Raw genomic sequence first — 14,139 nt, forward strand, 5'->3', positions numbered from 1 at the left:
GTCTTCGGACTCGCCGGGGGTTTTCTGTTCCCGGTCAACCGAACGGGGAGCGAACGATGACCAGTGACAACGGCGCGAGCCGAACGATCGACGATGTCCGCGGCTATCTGCTGCACCAGCTGAACTCCGCCCTTCGCAGGCCGGGCATGTACGGCGGGGAGAGCGCACTCCGGCTGTTTCTCGATGCCATCGCGTTTGCTGACGGAGTCGAGCAGCTCTTGGCCGACGACCTGACTGAACTCCGAGCACGGGAAGCGTTCGTCTCCACCGGGGTGAGCGGCGCGGTCGAACTCGTCATGGGCGAGCGGGACTCGGACATCATGGCGTCGGTTTACGCCGAGATCGCGCACCGCCGCGGCTGGCTCACCCTAGACAACCCGCTGTCCCGAGCGGACTACGACAACCTCCGAAACGGGGCGCGGTCGTGGTGTGCCCACGACCGGAGCCACAGCGAGGTCCTCGCCGAGGTCGGGCCACCGTCGGTACTCATCGGCGGATCCAACCCGGTTTTCCCGAAGACACTCGCTTACGGCACCGCGCACCTCGACGACCCACTTGTCTTTTTGCATCTCGGGAGCGGAACCGAGCCAGGAGCAACGGTCACCTGGCCGTCGGCCGAGCCGGAGTCCGTGCTGTTAGCGACTCGCTATGGCGAGGCGAGGTTCATCGACAGGTTCACCTTCACGCCCAAAGGCGCAGCCCGTCGGGAGCGACTCGCGGCTGACGCCGGAGATCCCAGCCGGTAGCCCTCACACCGGCAGCAATTCCTCCGGAGCAACCACCGGCTTCCGCCGCAACGACCCCAGCAAGACCCCGCCGATCACCACCGCCGCAGCCACCAGCGTGAGGACCGTCGGCACCTCCCCGAGGATGAAGAACGACGCCGTCAGCCCGACCACCGGCACCAGCAGCGAGAACGGCGCGACCACCCCCGCCGGATTGCGGCGCATCAGCGTGGTCCAGATACCGGAACCCACGACGGTGCCGAAGATGACCACATACGCCAGCCCCGCGAGGCCGATCAGCCCGGTCTTCGTGCCGAGCGTCGCCAGCGAATGCCAGGCCGCTCCAGGCCCCTCGAAGACGCTCGACAGCGCCAGCATCGGCAGCGGCGGCACGACCGACATCCACAGCGTCAGGTGCAGCGGGTTGTCTGGCTCCGCGCGGCGCATGCTCAGGTTGCCGATCGCCCAGCTCAGCGCGGCCAGCAAGGTCAGCAGCACCGGTACCAGCGCGGCGTGCGCGGACTGCTGCCAGGCGATCGCGCTCATGCCCGCCACGGCGAGCAGGATCCCCGCCAGCTGCCGTCCGGAGACGCGTTCCCGCAGCAGTACCGCACCCAGCAGCACGGTGAACGGCGCGGACGCCTGCAGCACCAGCGACGCGAGCCCGGTCGGCATGCCCAGGTGCATCGCGACGAACAGGAACGCGAACTGCCCGGTGCCGAATCCGAGCCCGTAACCCAGCAGGTACCGCAGTTTCACCCGCGGCCACGGCACGAGGAAGACCGTCGGGATCGCGATCAGCAGGAACCGCAGTGCCCCGGCGAACATCGGCGGGAACTGGCCGAGGGTGGCGTGGATCGCGATGAAATTGAGGCCCCACAAGACGGCGACGAACACAGCGAGCAAACGGTCTCGGATGGCCATGCCCCAACTCTGCCTAGCCGGACCGTGAAGCACCAGCGAGAATAACTGCACTGACTGTGTAGCACTGCTTCACATACACTCCCCGAATGGACTTGGGCAGGCTTCGGACGCTGCGTGAATTCGCCGATCGGGGCAGCGTCACCGCCGCGGCGCGGGCGTTGCACTGCACGCCGTCGGCGATCTCGCAGCAGTTGCGCGCGTTGCAGGCGGAGGTCGGTATCGCGCTCACCGAACCGGCTGGTCGTGGCCTGCGGCTCACCGACGCCGGCCGCGCGCTGGTCGCCCGTGCCGACGACGTGCTGGCCGCGCTGGACCGGGCCGAAGCGGAGCTGGACACCTATCGCAGCGCCCCGCGCGGGCGCGTGCGGATCGCGATCTTCCAGTCCGCCGGCCTGATGCTCCTGCCCGGCCTGCTGCGCCGCGTCGAACAGCACGAAAACCTCGAGGTCGACGTCCGCGACGTGGACATGGTCCCGCCGCAGGTGCCCGGCCTGGTCGCCGACTACGACGTAGTCGTCGCCCACCGCGACGAGCACGCGCCCGAATTCGACACCGAACGCCTCGACGTCGTCCCGCTGCTGCGCGAACCGCTGGACGTCGCCCTCCCGGTCGGGCACCGGCTCGCCCGCAACCGCCGCGTCGGCCTCGCCGATCTCGCCGACGAACGCTGGATCTCGGTGGACCACGGCTTCCCGGTGGACGACGTCCTGCGCTCGCTGACCGTGCGCACCGGCGTGCGGCCGCAGATCGTCCAGCGCATCAACGATTTCCGCATCACCGAACGGCTCGTCGCGGCCGGGCACGGGATCGCACTGATGCCTCGGTACACAATGGACACCCGGCGCGGCAGCGGGCTGGTCGGCCGCCCGCTGGCCGGAATCCGTGCGGCGCGGCTGGTGGAGGTGGTGTGCCGCACCGGTGCCGCGAACCGGCCCGCCGTCGCGACCGTGATTGAGGAAATGCGCGCCGAGGTGGCCGCTCTCACGACCTAGCCGGGCTCCCGGGCGGGCAGGCCGCGCAGCAGCGTGTCGAGGAAAAGCTCGAACCGCGGCGCGTCCGGCCCGAGGTCGAGCGGGTTTTCCCGCACCGCGAGCCAGCTCACCGTGCAGGTGATGAAGATGTACCAGCTTTGCTCGGCCAGCTCCGGCCGCACCCCGGCGTTGGTGAACGCGGCGACCACCTGAGAGCGCAGGCGGCCGAACGAATCCGCGTTATGCCGATGCGGCCGGGACAATCGGGTCGCGTAACCGGGTACCGCGAGGAACTGGTCGTGCATCGCCCACGCGACCTTCGCGAGCCAGGGCCGCCAAGACCGGCGCGGTGGCCCCTCTTCCGGCAGGACTCGCTCCAGCACCACTTCGCTGATCAGATCGAACAACGCGTCCCTGTTGGCGACCCAGCGATAGAGCGCGCCGTGCGTCACGCCGAGTCGCGTCGCCAGCTCGCGCATGGTCAGCGTGTCGAGATTTCCGGCGGACAACGCCGCGTCGACGATCCGCTCGCGATCGAGCTGTGCGGGGCGGCCGGGCCGCGGTCGGGTCATAGCCCCGGACTCTACCGAGACAGAGTTAGTGACCAATGGTTACAAACAAGAGTACGGTGGTGGCATGACCAACCTCCACGGAACAGTGCGGCCCGGATTCGAGCAGGTGCGAGACGTCTTCGCGGCAGTGACCGACGGGGCCGCCCAATTGACGGCGTACCACCACGGCGAGCAAATAGTCGACCTCTGGACCGGTGATGACATCGACGGCGATTCCTTGATCGGTGCCTACTCCGCCTCAAAAGGAGCGGCGTACCTGACAGTCGCGCTGCTCGTCCAGGACGGCGTACTGGACCTAGACCAGCGAGTGAGCCACTACTGGCCGGAGTTCGCCGCCGAAGGCAAACAAGACGTCACCCTGCGAGACGTCCTCGCGCACCGAGCCGGACTGGTCGGCTCCGACGAAGGCTTCTCCCGCACGGAACTCGCGAACGAGCGCGTCGTGGCCGAACGACTGGCCCGGCAACGCCCGTTCTGGCGGCCAGGCACTGCGTTCGGTTACCACGCCCTGGTAGCCGGCGCGCTCAGCGGCGAGGTCGTCCGTCGCGCGACCGGCCGCACTCTCCAGGAACACTTCGCCGCGCGCGTCCGCGATCCGTACACAGTGGACTTTCACCTCGGCCTGCCCACCGAACTGGAGTCGCGATTCGTCAGCACGCAACCGATGGTGCAGACCCCCGAACGGCAGATTCTCCTGCCCGCCGCGAACAGCCTGCCGGGCATCGCGTTCAACCGGCACCATCCAGACGGTCCGGAAGTCTGGGAACTGCCGAACCTCCCAGAAGTCCGGCGGCTCGGTCCGGCCTCGTTCGGCGGTGTCGCATCCGCCCGCGGCCTGGCCCGGATGTACGCGGCGGCGATCAGTCCCTTGTCCGGCGAACCGCCGCTGTTGAAGCCGGAAACCGCCGCTGAATTCGCGCAGATCCAGTCCATCGGGCACGACGTGGTGTTGCGCGAGCAGAAGGCGTTCGCTGTCGGTTTCCAGGCCACCGGCGAGCGCTACCCGGAGCTGGGCCAAGGCAGCTTCGGGCACAGCGGTGCTGGTGGTCAGCAGGCGTTCGCTGACCCGCGCAACGGCGTCGCTTATGGCTACACCCGCCGTCGCATTCCGTTCCCGGCCGCGGCTGCTCCGGAGAACGAACCGCTGATCAAGGCGCTGTACTCGGCGCTGCGTGCCGTCGAATCCGGACGGTGATCGCCAAGCCCAGCAGCACCGCGATGGTCAGCGACAACGCGAGGCTCAACCCTGGTTCGGCAACCAGCTGCCCGCCGGCGTAACCGAGGAGCGCGACGTAGGACGTCCAGAGCAGCACGCCGACCGCGGACGCGGTCAGAAACTCGGCGAACCGCCACCGCAATGAGCCGGCCAGCAGCGCGCCGACCGTCCCGCCGGAAGGCAGCCATCGCGCGACCACCAGGACCGGCCGCGGATGCCGCTGCAGACGTCCGTCGAGCCAGTTCAGCCCGGCGGCCAGCTTGCGTCGCCTGCCCAGCCGGGCCAGCACGCGAGCCCCGCCGAACCGGCCGAGCGCGTACAACGCCTGGTCGGACAGCAGGCAGCCGAGGCTGGCGGTCGCGATCACGGCGGCCAGCGACGTCCCGTGCTGCGCGGCCGCCACGCCCATGCCGAGCAGCGTCACCTCGGTGGGCAACAGCGGCACCAGCGAGACGACGAACAGCACCAGCAGCCCCGCCGTCGTAGTGTCCATGTCTCTATTAACCGCTCCGCCGGCGCGAATGAGTCCCCGTCATCGGCTCTTCACAGGAAGACACAGCCGGGACATAGATTTTGCGAACCCGGACAGAGGATGTCAGGGTTCGGATGCACGCTGGTGGTCCACCGAGAGAAAAGAGGACATGCCGAATGAGCGGGGAACTGGCCGGGAAGGTCGCGCTCGTGGCGGGCGGCACGCGCGGGGCGAGCCGGGCGATCGCGATCGAACTGGGCCGGGCCGGGGCGTACGTGTACGTCACCGGTCGCACGACGCGTGCCGGACGGTCCGAAGTGGACCGTCCGGAGACCATTGAGGACACTCTGGAGCGGATCGAAGCCGCGGGCGGCAAGGGAACCGCGCTGCGGGTCGATCATCTGGTGAGCGACGAGGTCGCCGCGCTCGCCAAGCGGATCGACGACGAGCACGGCGGGCTCGACATCCTGGTCGACGGCATCTGGGGCGGCGACCGTTACCTGGAGTGGGGCAAACCGGTCTGGGAGCACTCGCTGGACGCCAGCCTGCGGATGATGCGGCTGTCCCTCGACGCCCACCTGATCACCAGTCACCACCTGTTTCCGCTGGTGATCCGCCGTCCGGGCGGGCTCGTGATCGAGTTGACCGACGGCACCGCCGAGTACAACCGGAAGTACCGCGAGGGCACGTCGCTGCCGTACTACCTGGCCAAAGCGGCGATCAACGTCCTGGCCGTCGGCGAGGCGGCCGAGCTGGAAAAGCACAAGTGCACCGCGATCGCGTTCACTCCGGGGTGGCTGCGTTCGGAAGCGATGCTGGACATTTTCGAGGTCACCGAAGAAAACTGGCGGGACGCGACCGTCCGCGAGCCGCATTTCGTGATCTCGGAGTCGCCGGTCTTCTCCGGCCGCACGGTCGTCGCACTCGCCGCCGACGCGGACCGGCACCGCTGGACCGGGCAGACCGTTTCCAGCGGACAGCTGGCGAAGGTCTACGAGATCGACGACGTGGACGGCAGCCGTCCGGACGCGTGGCGGTACATCGAAGAGGTCCAGGAACCCGGAAAACCCGCTGACGCCACCGGTTACCGCTGATGGTTCGTGAGGGGAACCCTCAGGGAATCAGATTCCCTCAGGGTTCCCCTCACGGACGGTTGCGCTCAGCCAGCGCTTGACCGAATTCCGCGACCGCGGCGCGGATCTCCGGCGGGGTGAGCACCTCGACGCCGGGGCCGAGGGAAACCAGCTGTCCGACGGCGACTTCCTTGCCTTCCAAAGCGAACTCGGCCTCGGCCCACCCGTCGGCATCCTGCGGGCCGAGCGACACCAGCACCTCGTTCACGTGCTCCGGCCCGAAAACGCGCCGCAACGCACCCGCCGCGGAACGGTCGAGCCGAGCCGTCACTTTCAACGGCAGCGGCATCTTCTCGAACTCCGCCGACGACGCGCGCCACCAGTCCGCGAGCGAGAATTCTTCCGGCCGCGCAAAGGTTTCCCCCGTTTCCGCGACCGCTTCGAACCGAGAGACGCGGTACGTCCGCAGGTCGGCCTCCACCCGCGCCACCAGATACCAAACCCCGGCCTTCAACACGAGCCCCAGCGGATCGAGCGTCCGCCGGGTGACCTTGTCGCGCCGCCGGTAGCGCACGTCGAGCCGCTGCTGGGTCCACACCGCCTTCGCGACCGCGGGCAACGCGGCCGTGTCGTCCGGCGAGCTGAACCAGGCCGAGGCGTCGAGATGAAACCGCCCGGCGACCGTCCTGGCTTGTTCCTGCAGCTGAGGCGGCATGCTCGCGGACACCTTCGCGTGCGCGGCGGCCACCGCGGTGCCGAGACCGAGCCCGGCCAAAGCGTCCGGCACGTCGAGGGCCAGCAACGCGACGGCCTCCCGCGAGGTGAGGCCGTCGAGCCGCGAACGCCAGCCGTCGACGAGCCGGATGCCGCCATGGCGCCCTGGTTCGCTCCAAAGCGGCACGCCGGCTTCGCGCAACGCGGCGAGATCCCGCCGCAGCGTCCGCTCGGTCACGCCCAGTTCCTCCGCCAGCTCCCCGACGGTGCCCGCGCGTTTGCGGTGCAGCGTGAAAAGCAGCGCGACCAGACGCTCGGCTCGCATGCCTACCTCCCGCTCGACCCGAAGCGCCCCGATGCCACATCAGGTGCGTCAGACGCACCCAATGTGGCATGGGGGCGCGGACGGGCTCGAGTCAGCGGTTGGCCCGGTTGACCGCGCTCACCACGGCACGCAGCGAAGCGGTGACGATCGACGGGTCGACCCCGATGCCCCAGAACACGCGGTCGGAGATCGCGCATTCGATGTAGGACGCGGCGCGCGAGTCATCGCCAGGGCTCAGGGTGTGCTCGCTGTAGTCCAGGAGCCGCAGGTCGTAGCCCACAGTGGACAGTGCGTCGAAGAACGCGGCGATCGGCCCGTTGCCGCGGCCGGTGATCTCGTGCTCGTCGCCCTCGACCTTCACCGTGGCCTCGAGGTCGTACTCGCCGCCGCCGTTGTCGGTGACCCGCTGCTTGATCAGCTCCAGCGGGGTCTTCGACTCCAGGTACTCGGCCGAGAACGCGCGCCACATGGTGGCCGGGTCGACCTCGCCGCCCTCGGTGTCGGTGTAGGCCTGGATGACCTTCGAGAACTCGATCTGCAGCCGGCGCGGCAGGTCCAGCTGGTGCTCGGCCTTCATGATGTAGGCGACGCCGCCCTTGCCGGACTGCGAGTTCACCCGGATCACGGCCTCGTAGGTGCGGCCGACGTCCTTCGGGTCGATCGGCAGGTACGGGACCTCCCACGGGTGCTCGTCGACCGGGACGCCCTTCTTGTCCGCGGCGTCCTTCATGGCGTCGAGGCCCTTGTTGATCGCGTCCTGGTGGCTGCCGGAGAAGGCGGTGAACACCAGGTCACCGCCCCACGGCGAGCGTTCCGGGACCGGCAGCTGGTTGCAGTACTCGACGGTCCGCTTGATCTCGTCCATGTCGGAGAAGTCGATCTGCGGGTCGATGCCCTGGCTGTAGAGGTTCATGCCCAGCGCGACCAGGTCGACGTTGCCGGTGCGCTCGCCGTTGCCGAACAGGCAGCCCTCGATCCGGTCCGCGCCGGCCTGGTAGCCCAGTTCGGCGGCGGCGATGCCGGTGCCGCGGTCGTTGTGCGGGTGCAGCGACAAGATCACCGAATCGCGGCGCTCCAGGTTGCGCGACATCCACTCGATCGAGTCGGCGTAGACGTTCGGCGTCGCCATCTCGACGGTCGCCGGCAGGTTCAGGATCACCGGCTTCTCCGGCGTCGGCTGCCAGATCTCGGTGACCGCGTTGCATACCTCGAGCGCGTAGGACAGCTCGGTGCCGGTGTAGGACTCGGGCGAGTACTGGAAGCGGAAGTCGGTGTCCGGCCGCTTCGCCGCCAGCTCGACGACCATTTCCGCGGCCGAGGTGGCGATCTTCTTGATGCCCTCGCGCTCCTCGCGGAACACCACGCGGCGCTGCAGGATCGACGTCGAGTTGTAAATGTGCACGATCGCCCGCGGCGCGCCCTCGAGCGCCTGGAAGGTGCGCTCGATCAGCTCGGGACGGCACTGGGTCAGCACCTGGATGTGCACGTCGTCGGGGATCGCGCCCTCGTCGATGATCTCGCGCACGAAGTCGAAGTCGGTCTGCGACGCGGCCGGGAAGCCGACCTCGATCTCCTTGTAGCCCATGCGGACCAGCAGGTCGAAGAACTTCCGCTTGCGCGCGGGCGACATCGGGTCGATCAGCGCTTGGTTGCCGTCGCGCAGGTCGACCGCACACCACAGCGGCGCGCGGTCGATGCGCTTGTCCGGCCAGGTGCGGTCCGGCAGGTCGATGTTCTCGACGACGTCGTACCAGGGGCGGTACCGGTGGACCGGCATGGACGTGCCGCGCTGCGGGTTCCACGAGGGCTGTCCGGCGGGCGCGGGACGAGAGGGCGTGCGCAGACGGGAGTTAGTGGTGCGGGGATCGGTGCTCATCGCGGGAAAATCTCCTGAAGGGATCGGTGCGGACGACCGGCACCACAAAGCCCCGCGACGAGGAGCCGGTCAGATCAGGCCCCGTCGCGGCAGCGAAGCAGGAGTTCACGCGCCACGGGGTCACTGTAACCACCCGCCGCGCCGAAAGGGAAGCCGCCCGTCGCGATCGAACTGTTACGTCGGGTGGCTGATACCTGTTACTAGCGGGTAGCGGCCCGCGAGGCGACGTGCCAGACTGCCCGGCATGGGCGAGCACGCGGAACAGGCGCAGGAAACCGAGGCGAAGGCGCGACCCCAGCGCACCCCGGTGGACTGGCGGCGCACTCGTGAGCGCGCGGTGTCCTTCCTTGCGTCGCTCGTGCGCTGGGCGGGGCTGCTTTTCGCCGCGATACTGGTGCTGCACGTGATTTTCGTCATCGGCGAGGCCAACCAGGGCAACGGCATCGTCTCGTTCGTCCGCAGCTGGGCCGACGGCCTGTCGCTCGGCTTCAAGGACCTGTTCACGCCGAGCGACGCGAAGCTGCGAGTGCTGGTGAACTACGGCATCGCGGCGGTGTTCTGGCTGATTGTGTCGGGCATTCTAGCGAAGATCATCCGCCGCGTCGGGGGAGCCTGAGCCTGAGCCGGGTTCAGGGCTGCCAGACGATCGGATTCGCCCGGTAGTCGGTGCCCTTGGCCAGCCAGGCATAGGTGTCGTTGTGGTACTTCGCGCCGGTCACTGTGGCACCGGGGGCGACCAGTTCCATCTCGCAGGCGCGGTAGGTCGCTCCCTTGGTCGTGAAGTCGAGGGTCGTGTCGCTGGGGCACTCTGGCGACTCCGGGGGCAGCGTCATCCTGCCTTCGGAGCCGTCCTCGAGCAGGCCGCTTATGCCGATCACGTGGGCGGCGGAGAAGTCATCGCCGGTCTCGTTCGAAACGGTCACCTGGACGTAGAACGGCACCAATCCGGTGAGATCGTCGCCGAGGTTCATCCGGGCCAGTTGGGCCTCGGTGCCCCGGTCGATGCGGGTCACCGTGATGCCGACCGCGCCAACGGGCGAGGCGTCGGTCGTGAACGGCACTACGGCCTTCTCGCCGATCTTGAGCTTCGTGCCCGGCTTGGTGTAGGCGATCTTCTTCCGCGCGGGCGCGCTGGTCGAGACGGGCGCTGAGCTCGGAGCGGTGCTCGGCGGTGGCACGTCGGCCGGGCTTGAACACGCGGACAGCGCGAACGCCGACACCGCCACCAACACGATCGGTCTTCTGCCAGACATCAATCTCTCCCCAGGACACGAAAGGGGGCGCCAGCCCTCGGCTGACGCCCCCGTGGTGGTCTCGCGCGCAGCTTACTGCCAGGTCACCGCGTCCTTGCCGTAATCGGTGTTCGGAGCCAGATCCCGATACGTGCTCGCGCTGTAACTAGCTCCCTTGACCTCCGCGCCTGCCGGAGCCAGTGCCAGTACGCAGCTGGTGTACGAAGCGCCCTTCGTGGTGAACGCCTTGCCCGAGTTGCCGCTGTCGCACTTCTCGAACTTGCCGATCACCGACACGTGCGGGCCGCTGGTGCCGTCCGCGAGCAGGCCGTTCATCAAGCCCAGCGAGCTGTACGCGAAGTCCGAGCCGGTCTCGTTCGTGACCTTGACCTGGATGTAGTACGGCGTCATGCCCTTCGCTCGGTCACCGAGCTTCAGCGGGGCCAGGTCGGCCTCGGCACCCTTGTCGATGCCGGTCACCGTCACGCCGATCGCGCCGGTGTTCTTCTGCGATTTGAACGGCACTACGGCCTTCTCGCCGATCTTCAGCTTGGTGCCCTGCTTGGTGTAGTCGGCCGAGGAGGACGACTCAGCGGCGGCGGAGGAGGACGGGGAGGACGCGGACGAGGAAGCGGGCGGTGTCGCGATCGCCGGGGCGGGCGGCTCGGAAGAACCGGAACACCCGGACAGGGCGAACGCCATCGCCGTTGCGGAAATCGCCAGCAAAACCGGCACCCCAGTACGCATCTCGTCACTCCTTGAGGAATCTCCCACCGATTCAGTGGTCTGACCGGTTTGGTACCTCTCTGACCGCGGAAGCGGGGCGCCGGTTCCCTCGAATGCTCACGAAACCGTCACAGTGCCGGAGAACCCCATCGGTCGCCGAAGGCGAACTCCGCGAGCGGCAGCCGTTGCCGAGGGGCGAGTTCCCGTTCGATCCGGCGCGGATCGTCGAGCACGGACGGATCGGCGGGGGAGCCGACGGCGATCGCCACCCGGGCGACCGCGGCGGAGGGCAGGCCGAATTCCTCGTGTACCTGCTCCGGGGAGAAGCCAGCCATCTGGTGTGCGATCAGACCCAATTCGACCGCCTGCAGGACGAGGTTCTCGGTCGCCAAGCCGAGCCCGTAGTCGGTGTAGGGCACCTCGCCCTTCTCGTTCGTGGTGACCATCACGCCGATCAGCAGTGCGCTCGCCCGGAACGCCCACGCCTGGTTTCCCGAGTTCAGCGTCGCGAGGATGCACGGGAACACCGGATCACCCCGGCGGCCGACGAGGTAGCGCGCCGGCTGGGTGTTGCCAAAAGACGGTGCCCACCTGGCGGCTTCGAGCAATGCGGTCAGCTGGGCGTCGGTGATCTCGGCGGTCTCGTCGTAGGCCCGCGGGCTCCAGCGCTCGGCGATGGCCGGCGCGACGGGAACGCTCGTCTCGGCTGGTTTGCGCATGCGCCGAAGGTAGTACGGTCGGGGAGTGCTCTCCGTCACTCCGGAGGAAGGGCTTCGAGCTTTCCCCTGGCGTTAAGGAAAATTTACTTCCAAACCCTCCGAACCAGCGGTGGCGGACCACTCGATGGGGTGGCGAGCGCCGTTCGCGCCGGTAGGCTCTTCCCCAAATGAAGGGCCGTGGGCGCTCCTCGGTGCCCTCCCAGGAGTACGCCCCGGCCCGTCAAGGAGGTTCGGGCGTGGCCCTCGTGGTCCAGAAGTACGGCGGATCGTCGCTGGAAAGTGCCGACCGGATCAAGCGCGTGGCAGAACGGATCGTCGCGACCAAGAAGGCGGGCAACGACGTGGTCGTCGTGTGCTCGGCGATGGGCGACACCACTGATGAGCTGCTCGATCTGGCGCAGCAAGTGAACCCGGCGCCGCCGGAGCGGGAAATGGACATGCTGCTCACCGCCGGTGAGCGCATCTCGAATTCGCTGGTCGCGATGGCCATTTCCGCGCAAGGCGCGCAAGCCTGGTCGTTCACCGGTTCCCAAGCGGGCGTGGTCACCACGTCGGTGCACGGCAACGCACGCATCATCGACGTCACCCCGAGCCGCGTCACCGAGGCGCTCGAACAGGGTTACGTCGCGCTGGTAGCCGGTTTCCAAGGCGTGGCACAGGACACCAAGGACATCACGACGCTCGGCCGCGGCGGTTCCGACACCACCGCGGTGGCGCTCGCGGCCGCGCTGAACGCGGACGTCTGCGAGATCTATTCCGATGTGGACGGTGTGTATTCGGCCGACCCGCGGATCGTGCCGGACGCCAAAAAGCTCGACACCATCCCGTATGAGGAGATGCTGGAGCTCGCGGCGAGCGGATCGAAGATCCTGCACCTGCGTTCGGTCGAGTACGCGCGCCGCTACGGCGTGCCGATCCGAGTCCGTTCTTCCTACAGCGACAAGCCGGGCACCACGGTGGCCGGATCGATCGAGGAGATCCCCGTGGAACAAGCGCTGATCACCGGTGTGGCACACGACCGCTCGGAAGCGAAGATCACCGTGACCGGCGTGCCGGACCACGCCGGCGCGGCGGGCAGGATCTTCCGGGTCGTCGCCGACGCCGAGATCGACATCGACATGGTGCTGCAGAATGTGTCGAGCACGTCCTCGGGCCGCACCGACATCACCTTCACGCTGTCGAAGGCCAACGGGGCCAAGGCGGTCAAGGAACTCGAGAAGATCAAGGCGGAGATCGGTTTCGAGTCCGTGCTGTACGACGACCACGTCGGCAAGGTGTCGCTCGTCGGAGCCGGGATGCGCTCGCACCCGGGCGTCACCGCGACGTTCTGCGAGGCGCTGGCCAACGCGGGCGTGAACATCGAAATCATCAATACCTCGGAGATCCGCATTTCGGTGCTGATCCGCGACGCGCAGCTGGACGAGGCCGTGCGCGCGATTCACGAGGCGTTCGAACTCGGCGGCGACGAGGAAGCCGTCGTCTACGCGGGGAGTGGTCGCTGATGGCTCAGGGTCTTCGCGTCGGCGTGGTCGGGGCGACCGGCCAGGTCGGCGCCGTGATGCGCAAGCTGCTCGACGAGCGGGACTTCCCGGTCGAGCAGATCCGGTACTTCGCCTCGGCCCGTTCGGCGGGACGCACCTTGCCGTGGCGCGGCGAGGAAATCACCGTCGAGGACACCGCGACCGCTGATCTGTCCGGTTTGGACATCGCGCTGTTCTCCGCCGGGGGCGCGACTTCGCGCGAGCAGGCGCCGCGGTTCGCCGAGGCGGGCGCGATCGTGGTGGACAACTCGTCGGCGTTCCGGCGCGACCCGGACGTGCCGCTGATCGTCAGCGAGGTCAACCCCGAGGCGATCAAGGACGTGCGCAAGGGGATCATCGCGAACCCCAACTGCACCACGATGGCCGCGATGCCAGTCCTCAAGCCGCTGCACGACGAAGCCGGCCTGGTGCGGATCATCGCGAGCACCTACCAGGCGGTGTCCGGCAGCGGGCTGGCCGGCGTCGACGAACTCGCCGCCCAGGTCAACGCCGTCGCCTCGCGCGCGGCCTCGCTCACGCACGACGGTTCGGCGGTCGAATTCCCCGCCCCGGCCAAGTATGTCGCGCCGATCGCGTTCAACGTCCTGCCGATGGCCGGGTCCATTGTGGACGACGGCACCTTCGAGACGGACGAGGAACAGAAGCTGCGCAACGAAAGCCGGAAGATCCTGGGCATCCCGGATCTTCTGGTGTCTGGCACGTGCGTGCGGGTGCCGGTGTTCACCGGGCACTCGCTGTCGGTGAACGTCGAGTTCGAACGGCCGCTGTCGGTCGAGCGGGCGACGGAACTGCTGTCGAAAGCGCCGGGCGTGCAGCTGGCGGACGTGCCGACGCCGCTGCAGGCCGCCGGTATCGACCCGAGCCTGGTCGGGCGCATCCGCACCGACCCGGGTGTCCCGGACGGCCGGGGTCTGGCGCTGTTCGTTTCCGCCGACAACCTCCGCAAGGGTGCGGCGCTGAACACGGTGCAGATCGCCGAACTGGTGGCCCAAAACCGCTGAGCAAGCCCCACGGAAACTGCCCGGCCCCAAGTCCAGGGGCCGGGCAGTTTTC

Annotated in this window: 15 protein-coding genes; 7 read left to right on the top strand and 8 right to left on the bottom strand. The window is 68.3% G+C overall.

The genetic code is table 11. The features are described 5' to 3' along the window. Positions 1-56: 56 nt before the first annotated feature. Positions 57-746 carry a hypothetical protein gene (locus ACZ63D_RS30865; RefSeq protein ID WP_465357883.1) on the top strand — a complete coding sequence of 230 codons (690 nt, stop codon included), beginning with the start codon at positions 57-59 and terminating at the stop codon, positions 744-746. 3 nt (positions 747-749) lie between these two features. Here ACZ63D_RS30865 and ACZ63D_RS30870 read toward each other — a convergent pair whose 3' ends face one another. Further along, entirely contained in the window at positions 750-1,649 is a 900-nt protein-coding gene (locus tag ACZ63D_RS30870) for an EamA family transporter (protein ID WP_465357884.1), read from the bottom strand. An 86-nt stretch (positions 1,650-1,735) separates the two neighbouring features. Here ACZ63D_RS30870 and ACZ63D_RS30875 point away from each other — a divergent pair, with 86 nt between their 5' ends. Then, complete coding sequence (locus ACZ63D_RS30875; protein ID WP_465357885.1) at positions 1,736-2,641, top strand: LysR family transcriptional regulator; 906 nt, start codon at positions 1,736-1,738, stop codon at positions 2,639-2,641. On the opposite strand, the gene ACZ63D_RS30880 is transcribed toward ACZ63D_RS30875, so the two are convergent. Beyond that, the gene (locus ACZ63D_RS30880) at positions 2,638-3,192 is read right to left on the bottom strand and encodes a TetR/AcrR family transcriptional regulator (RefSeq protein WP_465357886.1); all 555 of its coding nucleotides are present in this window, start codon (positions 3,190-3,192) and stop codon (positions 2,638-2,640) included. The two genes, ACZ63D_RS30875 and ACZ63D_RS30880, sit on opposite strands and share 4 nt — an antisense overlap. A gap of 64 nt (positions 3,193-3,256) precedes the next feature. On the opposite strand from ACZ63D_RS30880, the gene ACZ63D_RS30885 reads away from it, so the two are divergent. After that, positions 3,257-4,387: a serine hydrolase domain-containing protein gene (locus ACZ63D_RS30885; RefSeq protein ID WP_465357887.1), complete on the top strand. Its 1,131-nt coding sequence runs from the start codon at positions 3,257-3,259 to the stop codon at positions 4,385-4,387. On the opposite strand, the gene ACZ63D_RS30890 is transcribed toward ACZ63D_RS30885, so the two are convergent. Then, on the bottom strand, positions 4,341-4,901 hold the full coding sequence (locus ACZ63D_RS30890; RefSeq protein ID WP_465357888.1) for a DedA family protein: 561 nt from the start codon (positions 4,899-4,901) through the stop codon (positions 4,341-4,343). The two genes, ACZ63D_RS30885 and ACZ63D_RS30890, sit on opposite strands and share 47 nt — an antisense overlap. Positions 4,902-5,056: 155 nt before the next feature. On the opposite strand from ACZ63D_RS30890, the gene ACZ63D_RS30895 reads away from it, so the two are divergent. Further along, positions 5,057-5,974: an SDR family oxidoreductase gene (locus tag ACZ63D_RS30895; RefSeq protein WP_465357889.1), complete on the top strand. Its 918-nt coding sequence runs from the start codon at positions 5,057-5,059 to the stop codon at positions 5,972-5,974. Positions 5,975-6,023: 49 nt separating this feature from the next. Here ACZ63D_RS30895 and ACZ63D_RS30900 read toward each other — a convergent pair whose 3' ends face one another. Beyond that, the gene (locus ACZ63D_RS30900) at positions 6,024-6,992 is read right to left on the bottom strand and encodes a helix-turn-helix transcriptional regulator (RefSeq protein WP_465357890.1); all 969 of its coding nucleotides are present in this window, start codon (positions 6,990-6,992) and stop codon (positions 6,024-6,026) included. A gap of 91 nt (positions 6,993-7,083) precedes the next feature. Continuing rightward, a complete protein-coding gene (gene leuA / locus ACZ63D_RS30905) occupies positions 7,084-8,868 on the bottom strand; it encodes a 2-isopropylmalate synthase (RefSeq protein ID WP_465357891.1) in 1,785 nt (594 codons plus the stop codon). Positions 8,869-9,112: 244 nt separating this feature from the next. Between leuA and ACZ63D_RS30910 the strand changes: the two genes are divergently transcribed. After that, positions 9,113-9,484 (top strand): hypothetical protein, encoded by a 372-nt coding sequence (locus ACZ63D_RS30910; RefSeq protein ID WP_465357892.1) that lies wholly within the window; start codon positions 9,113-9,115, stop codon positions 9,482-9,484. Between the two features lie 13 nt (positions 9,485-9,497). Here the strand turns inward: ACZ63D_RS30910 and ACZ63D_RS30915 are convergent, their stop codons facing one another. The 3 genes from ACZ63D_RS30915 to ACZ63D_RS30925 form a co-directional block, all read right to left on the bottom strand. Continuing rightward, entirely contained in the window at positions 9,498-10,121 is a 624-nt protein-coding gene (locus ACZ63D_RS30915) for a hypothetical protein (RefSeq protein WP_465357893.1), read from the bottom strand. Positions 10,122-10,193: 72 nt separating this feature from the next. After that, entirely contained in the window at positions 10,194-10,847 is a 654-nt protein-coding gene (locus ACZ63D_RS30920; protein ID WP_465357894.1) for a hypothetical protein, read from the bottom strand. 107 nt (positions 10,848-10,954) lie between these two features. Beyond that, the gene (locus ACZ63D_RS30925; protein ID WP_465357895.1) at positions 10,955-11,545 is read right to left on the bottom strand and encodes a nitroreductase family protein; all 591 of its coding nucleotides are present in this window, start codon (positions 11,543-11,545) and stop codon (positions 10,955-10,957) included. Between the two features lie 236 nt (positions 11,546-11,781). Here ACZ63D_RS30925 and ACZ63D_RS30930 point away from each other — a divergent pair, with 236 nt between their 5' ends. Together ACZ63D_RS30930 and ACZ63D_RS30935 are read left to right on the top strand one after the other, a co-directional pair. Continuing rightward, positions 11,782-13,047 carry an aspartate kinase gene (locus tag ACZ63D_RS30930; RefSeq protein WP_009084527.1) on the top strand — a complete coding sequence of 422 codons (1,266 nt, stop codon included), beginning with the start codon at positions 11,782-11,784 and terminating at the stop codon, positions 13,045-13,047. Next, the gene (locus tag ACZ63D_RS30935; protein ID WP_465357896.1) at positions 13,047-14,087 is read left to right on the top strand and encodes an aspartate-semialdehyde dehydrogenase; all 1,041 of its coding nucleotides are present in this window, start codon (positions 13,047-13,049) and stop codon (positions 14,085-14,087) included. The genes ACZ63D_RS30930 and ACZ63D_RS30935 overlap by 1 nt, the downstream gene beginning before the upstream one ends. Positions 14,088-14,139 lie beyond the last annotated feature (52 nt).

This window comes from Amycolatopsis sp. NPDC104775 (genome assembly GCF_055583325.1).

What these genes read in the sequence shown, in the direction of transcription:
- ACZ63D_RS30865 (WP_465357883.1), top strand. Translation starts at nt 57, where the DNA reads ATGACCAGTGACAACGGCGCGAGCCGAACGATCGACGATGTCCGCGGC.
- ACZ63D_RS30870 (WP_465357884.1), bottom strand. Translation starts at nt 1,649, where the DNA reads ATGGCCATCCGAGACCGTTTGCTCGCTGTGTTCGTCGCCGTCTTGTGG.
- ACZ63D_RS30875 (WP_465357885.1), top strand. Translation starts at nt 1,736, where the DNA reads ATGGACTTGGGCAGGCTTCGGACGCTGCGTGAATTCGCCGATCGGGGC.
- ACZ63D_RS30880 (WP_465357886.1), bottom strand. Translation starts at nt 3,192, where the DNA reads ATGACCCGACCGCGGCCCGGCCGCCCCGCACAGCTCGATCGCGAGCGG.
- ACZ63D_RS30885 (WP_465357887.1), top strand. Translation starts at nt 3,257, where the DNA reads ATGACCAACCTCCACGGAACAGTGCGGCCCGGATTCGAGCAGGTGCGA.
- ACZ63D_RS30890 (WP_465357888.1), bottom strand. Translation starts at nt 4,901, where the DNA reads ATGGACACTACGACGGCGGGGCTGCTGGTGCTGTTCGTCGTCTCGCTG.
- ACZ63D_RS30895 (WP_465357889.1), top strand. Translation starts at nt 5,057, where the DNA reads ATGAGCGGGGAACTGGCCGGGAAGGTCGCGCTCGTGGCGGGCGGCACG.
- ACZ63D_RS30900 (WP_465357890.1), bottom strand. Translation starts at nt 6,992, where the DNA reads ATGCGAGCCGAGCGTCTGGTCGCGCTGCTTTTCACGCTGCACCGCAAA.
- leuA (WP_465357891.1), bottom strand. Translation starts at nt 8,868, where the DNA reads ATGAGCACCGATCCCCGCACCACTAACTCCCGTCTGCGCACGCCCTCT.
- ACZ63D_RS30910 (WP_465357892.1), top strand. Translation starts at nt 9,113, where the DNA reads ATGGGCGAGCACGCGGAACAGGCGCAGGAAACCGAGGCGAAGGCGCGA.
- ACZ63D_RS30915 (WP_465357893.1), bottom strand. Translation starts at nt 10,121, where the DNA reads ATGTCTGGCAGAAGACCGATCGTGTTGGTGGCGGTGTCGGCGTTCGCG.
- ACZ63D_RS30920 (WP_465357894.1), bottom strand. Translation starts at nt 10,847, where the DNA reads ATGCGTACTGGGGTGCCGGTTTTGCTGGCGATTTCCGCAACGGCGATG.
- ACZ63D_RS30925 (WP_465357895.1), bottom strand. Translation starts at nt 11,545, where the DNA reads ATGCGCAAACCAGCCGAGACGAGCGTTCCCGTCGCGCCGGCCATCGCC.
- ACZ63D_RS30935 (WP_465357896.1), top strand. Translation starts at nt 13,047, where the DNA reads ATGGCTCAGGGTCTTCGCGTCGGCGTGGTCGGGGCGACCGGCCAGGTC.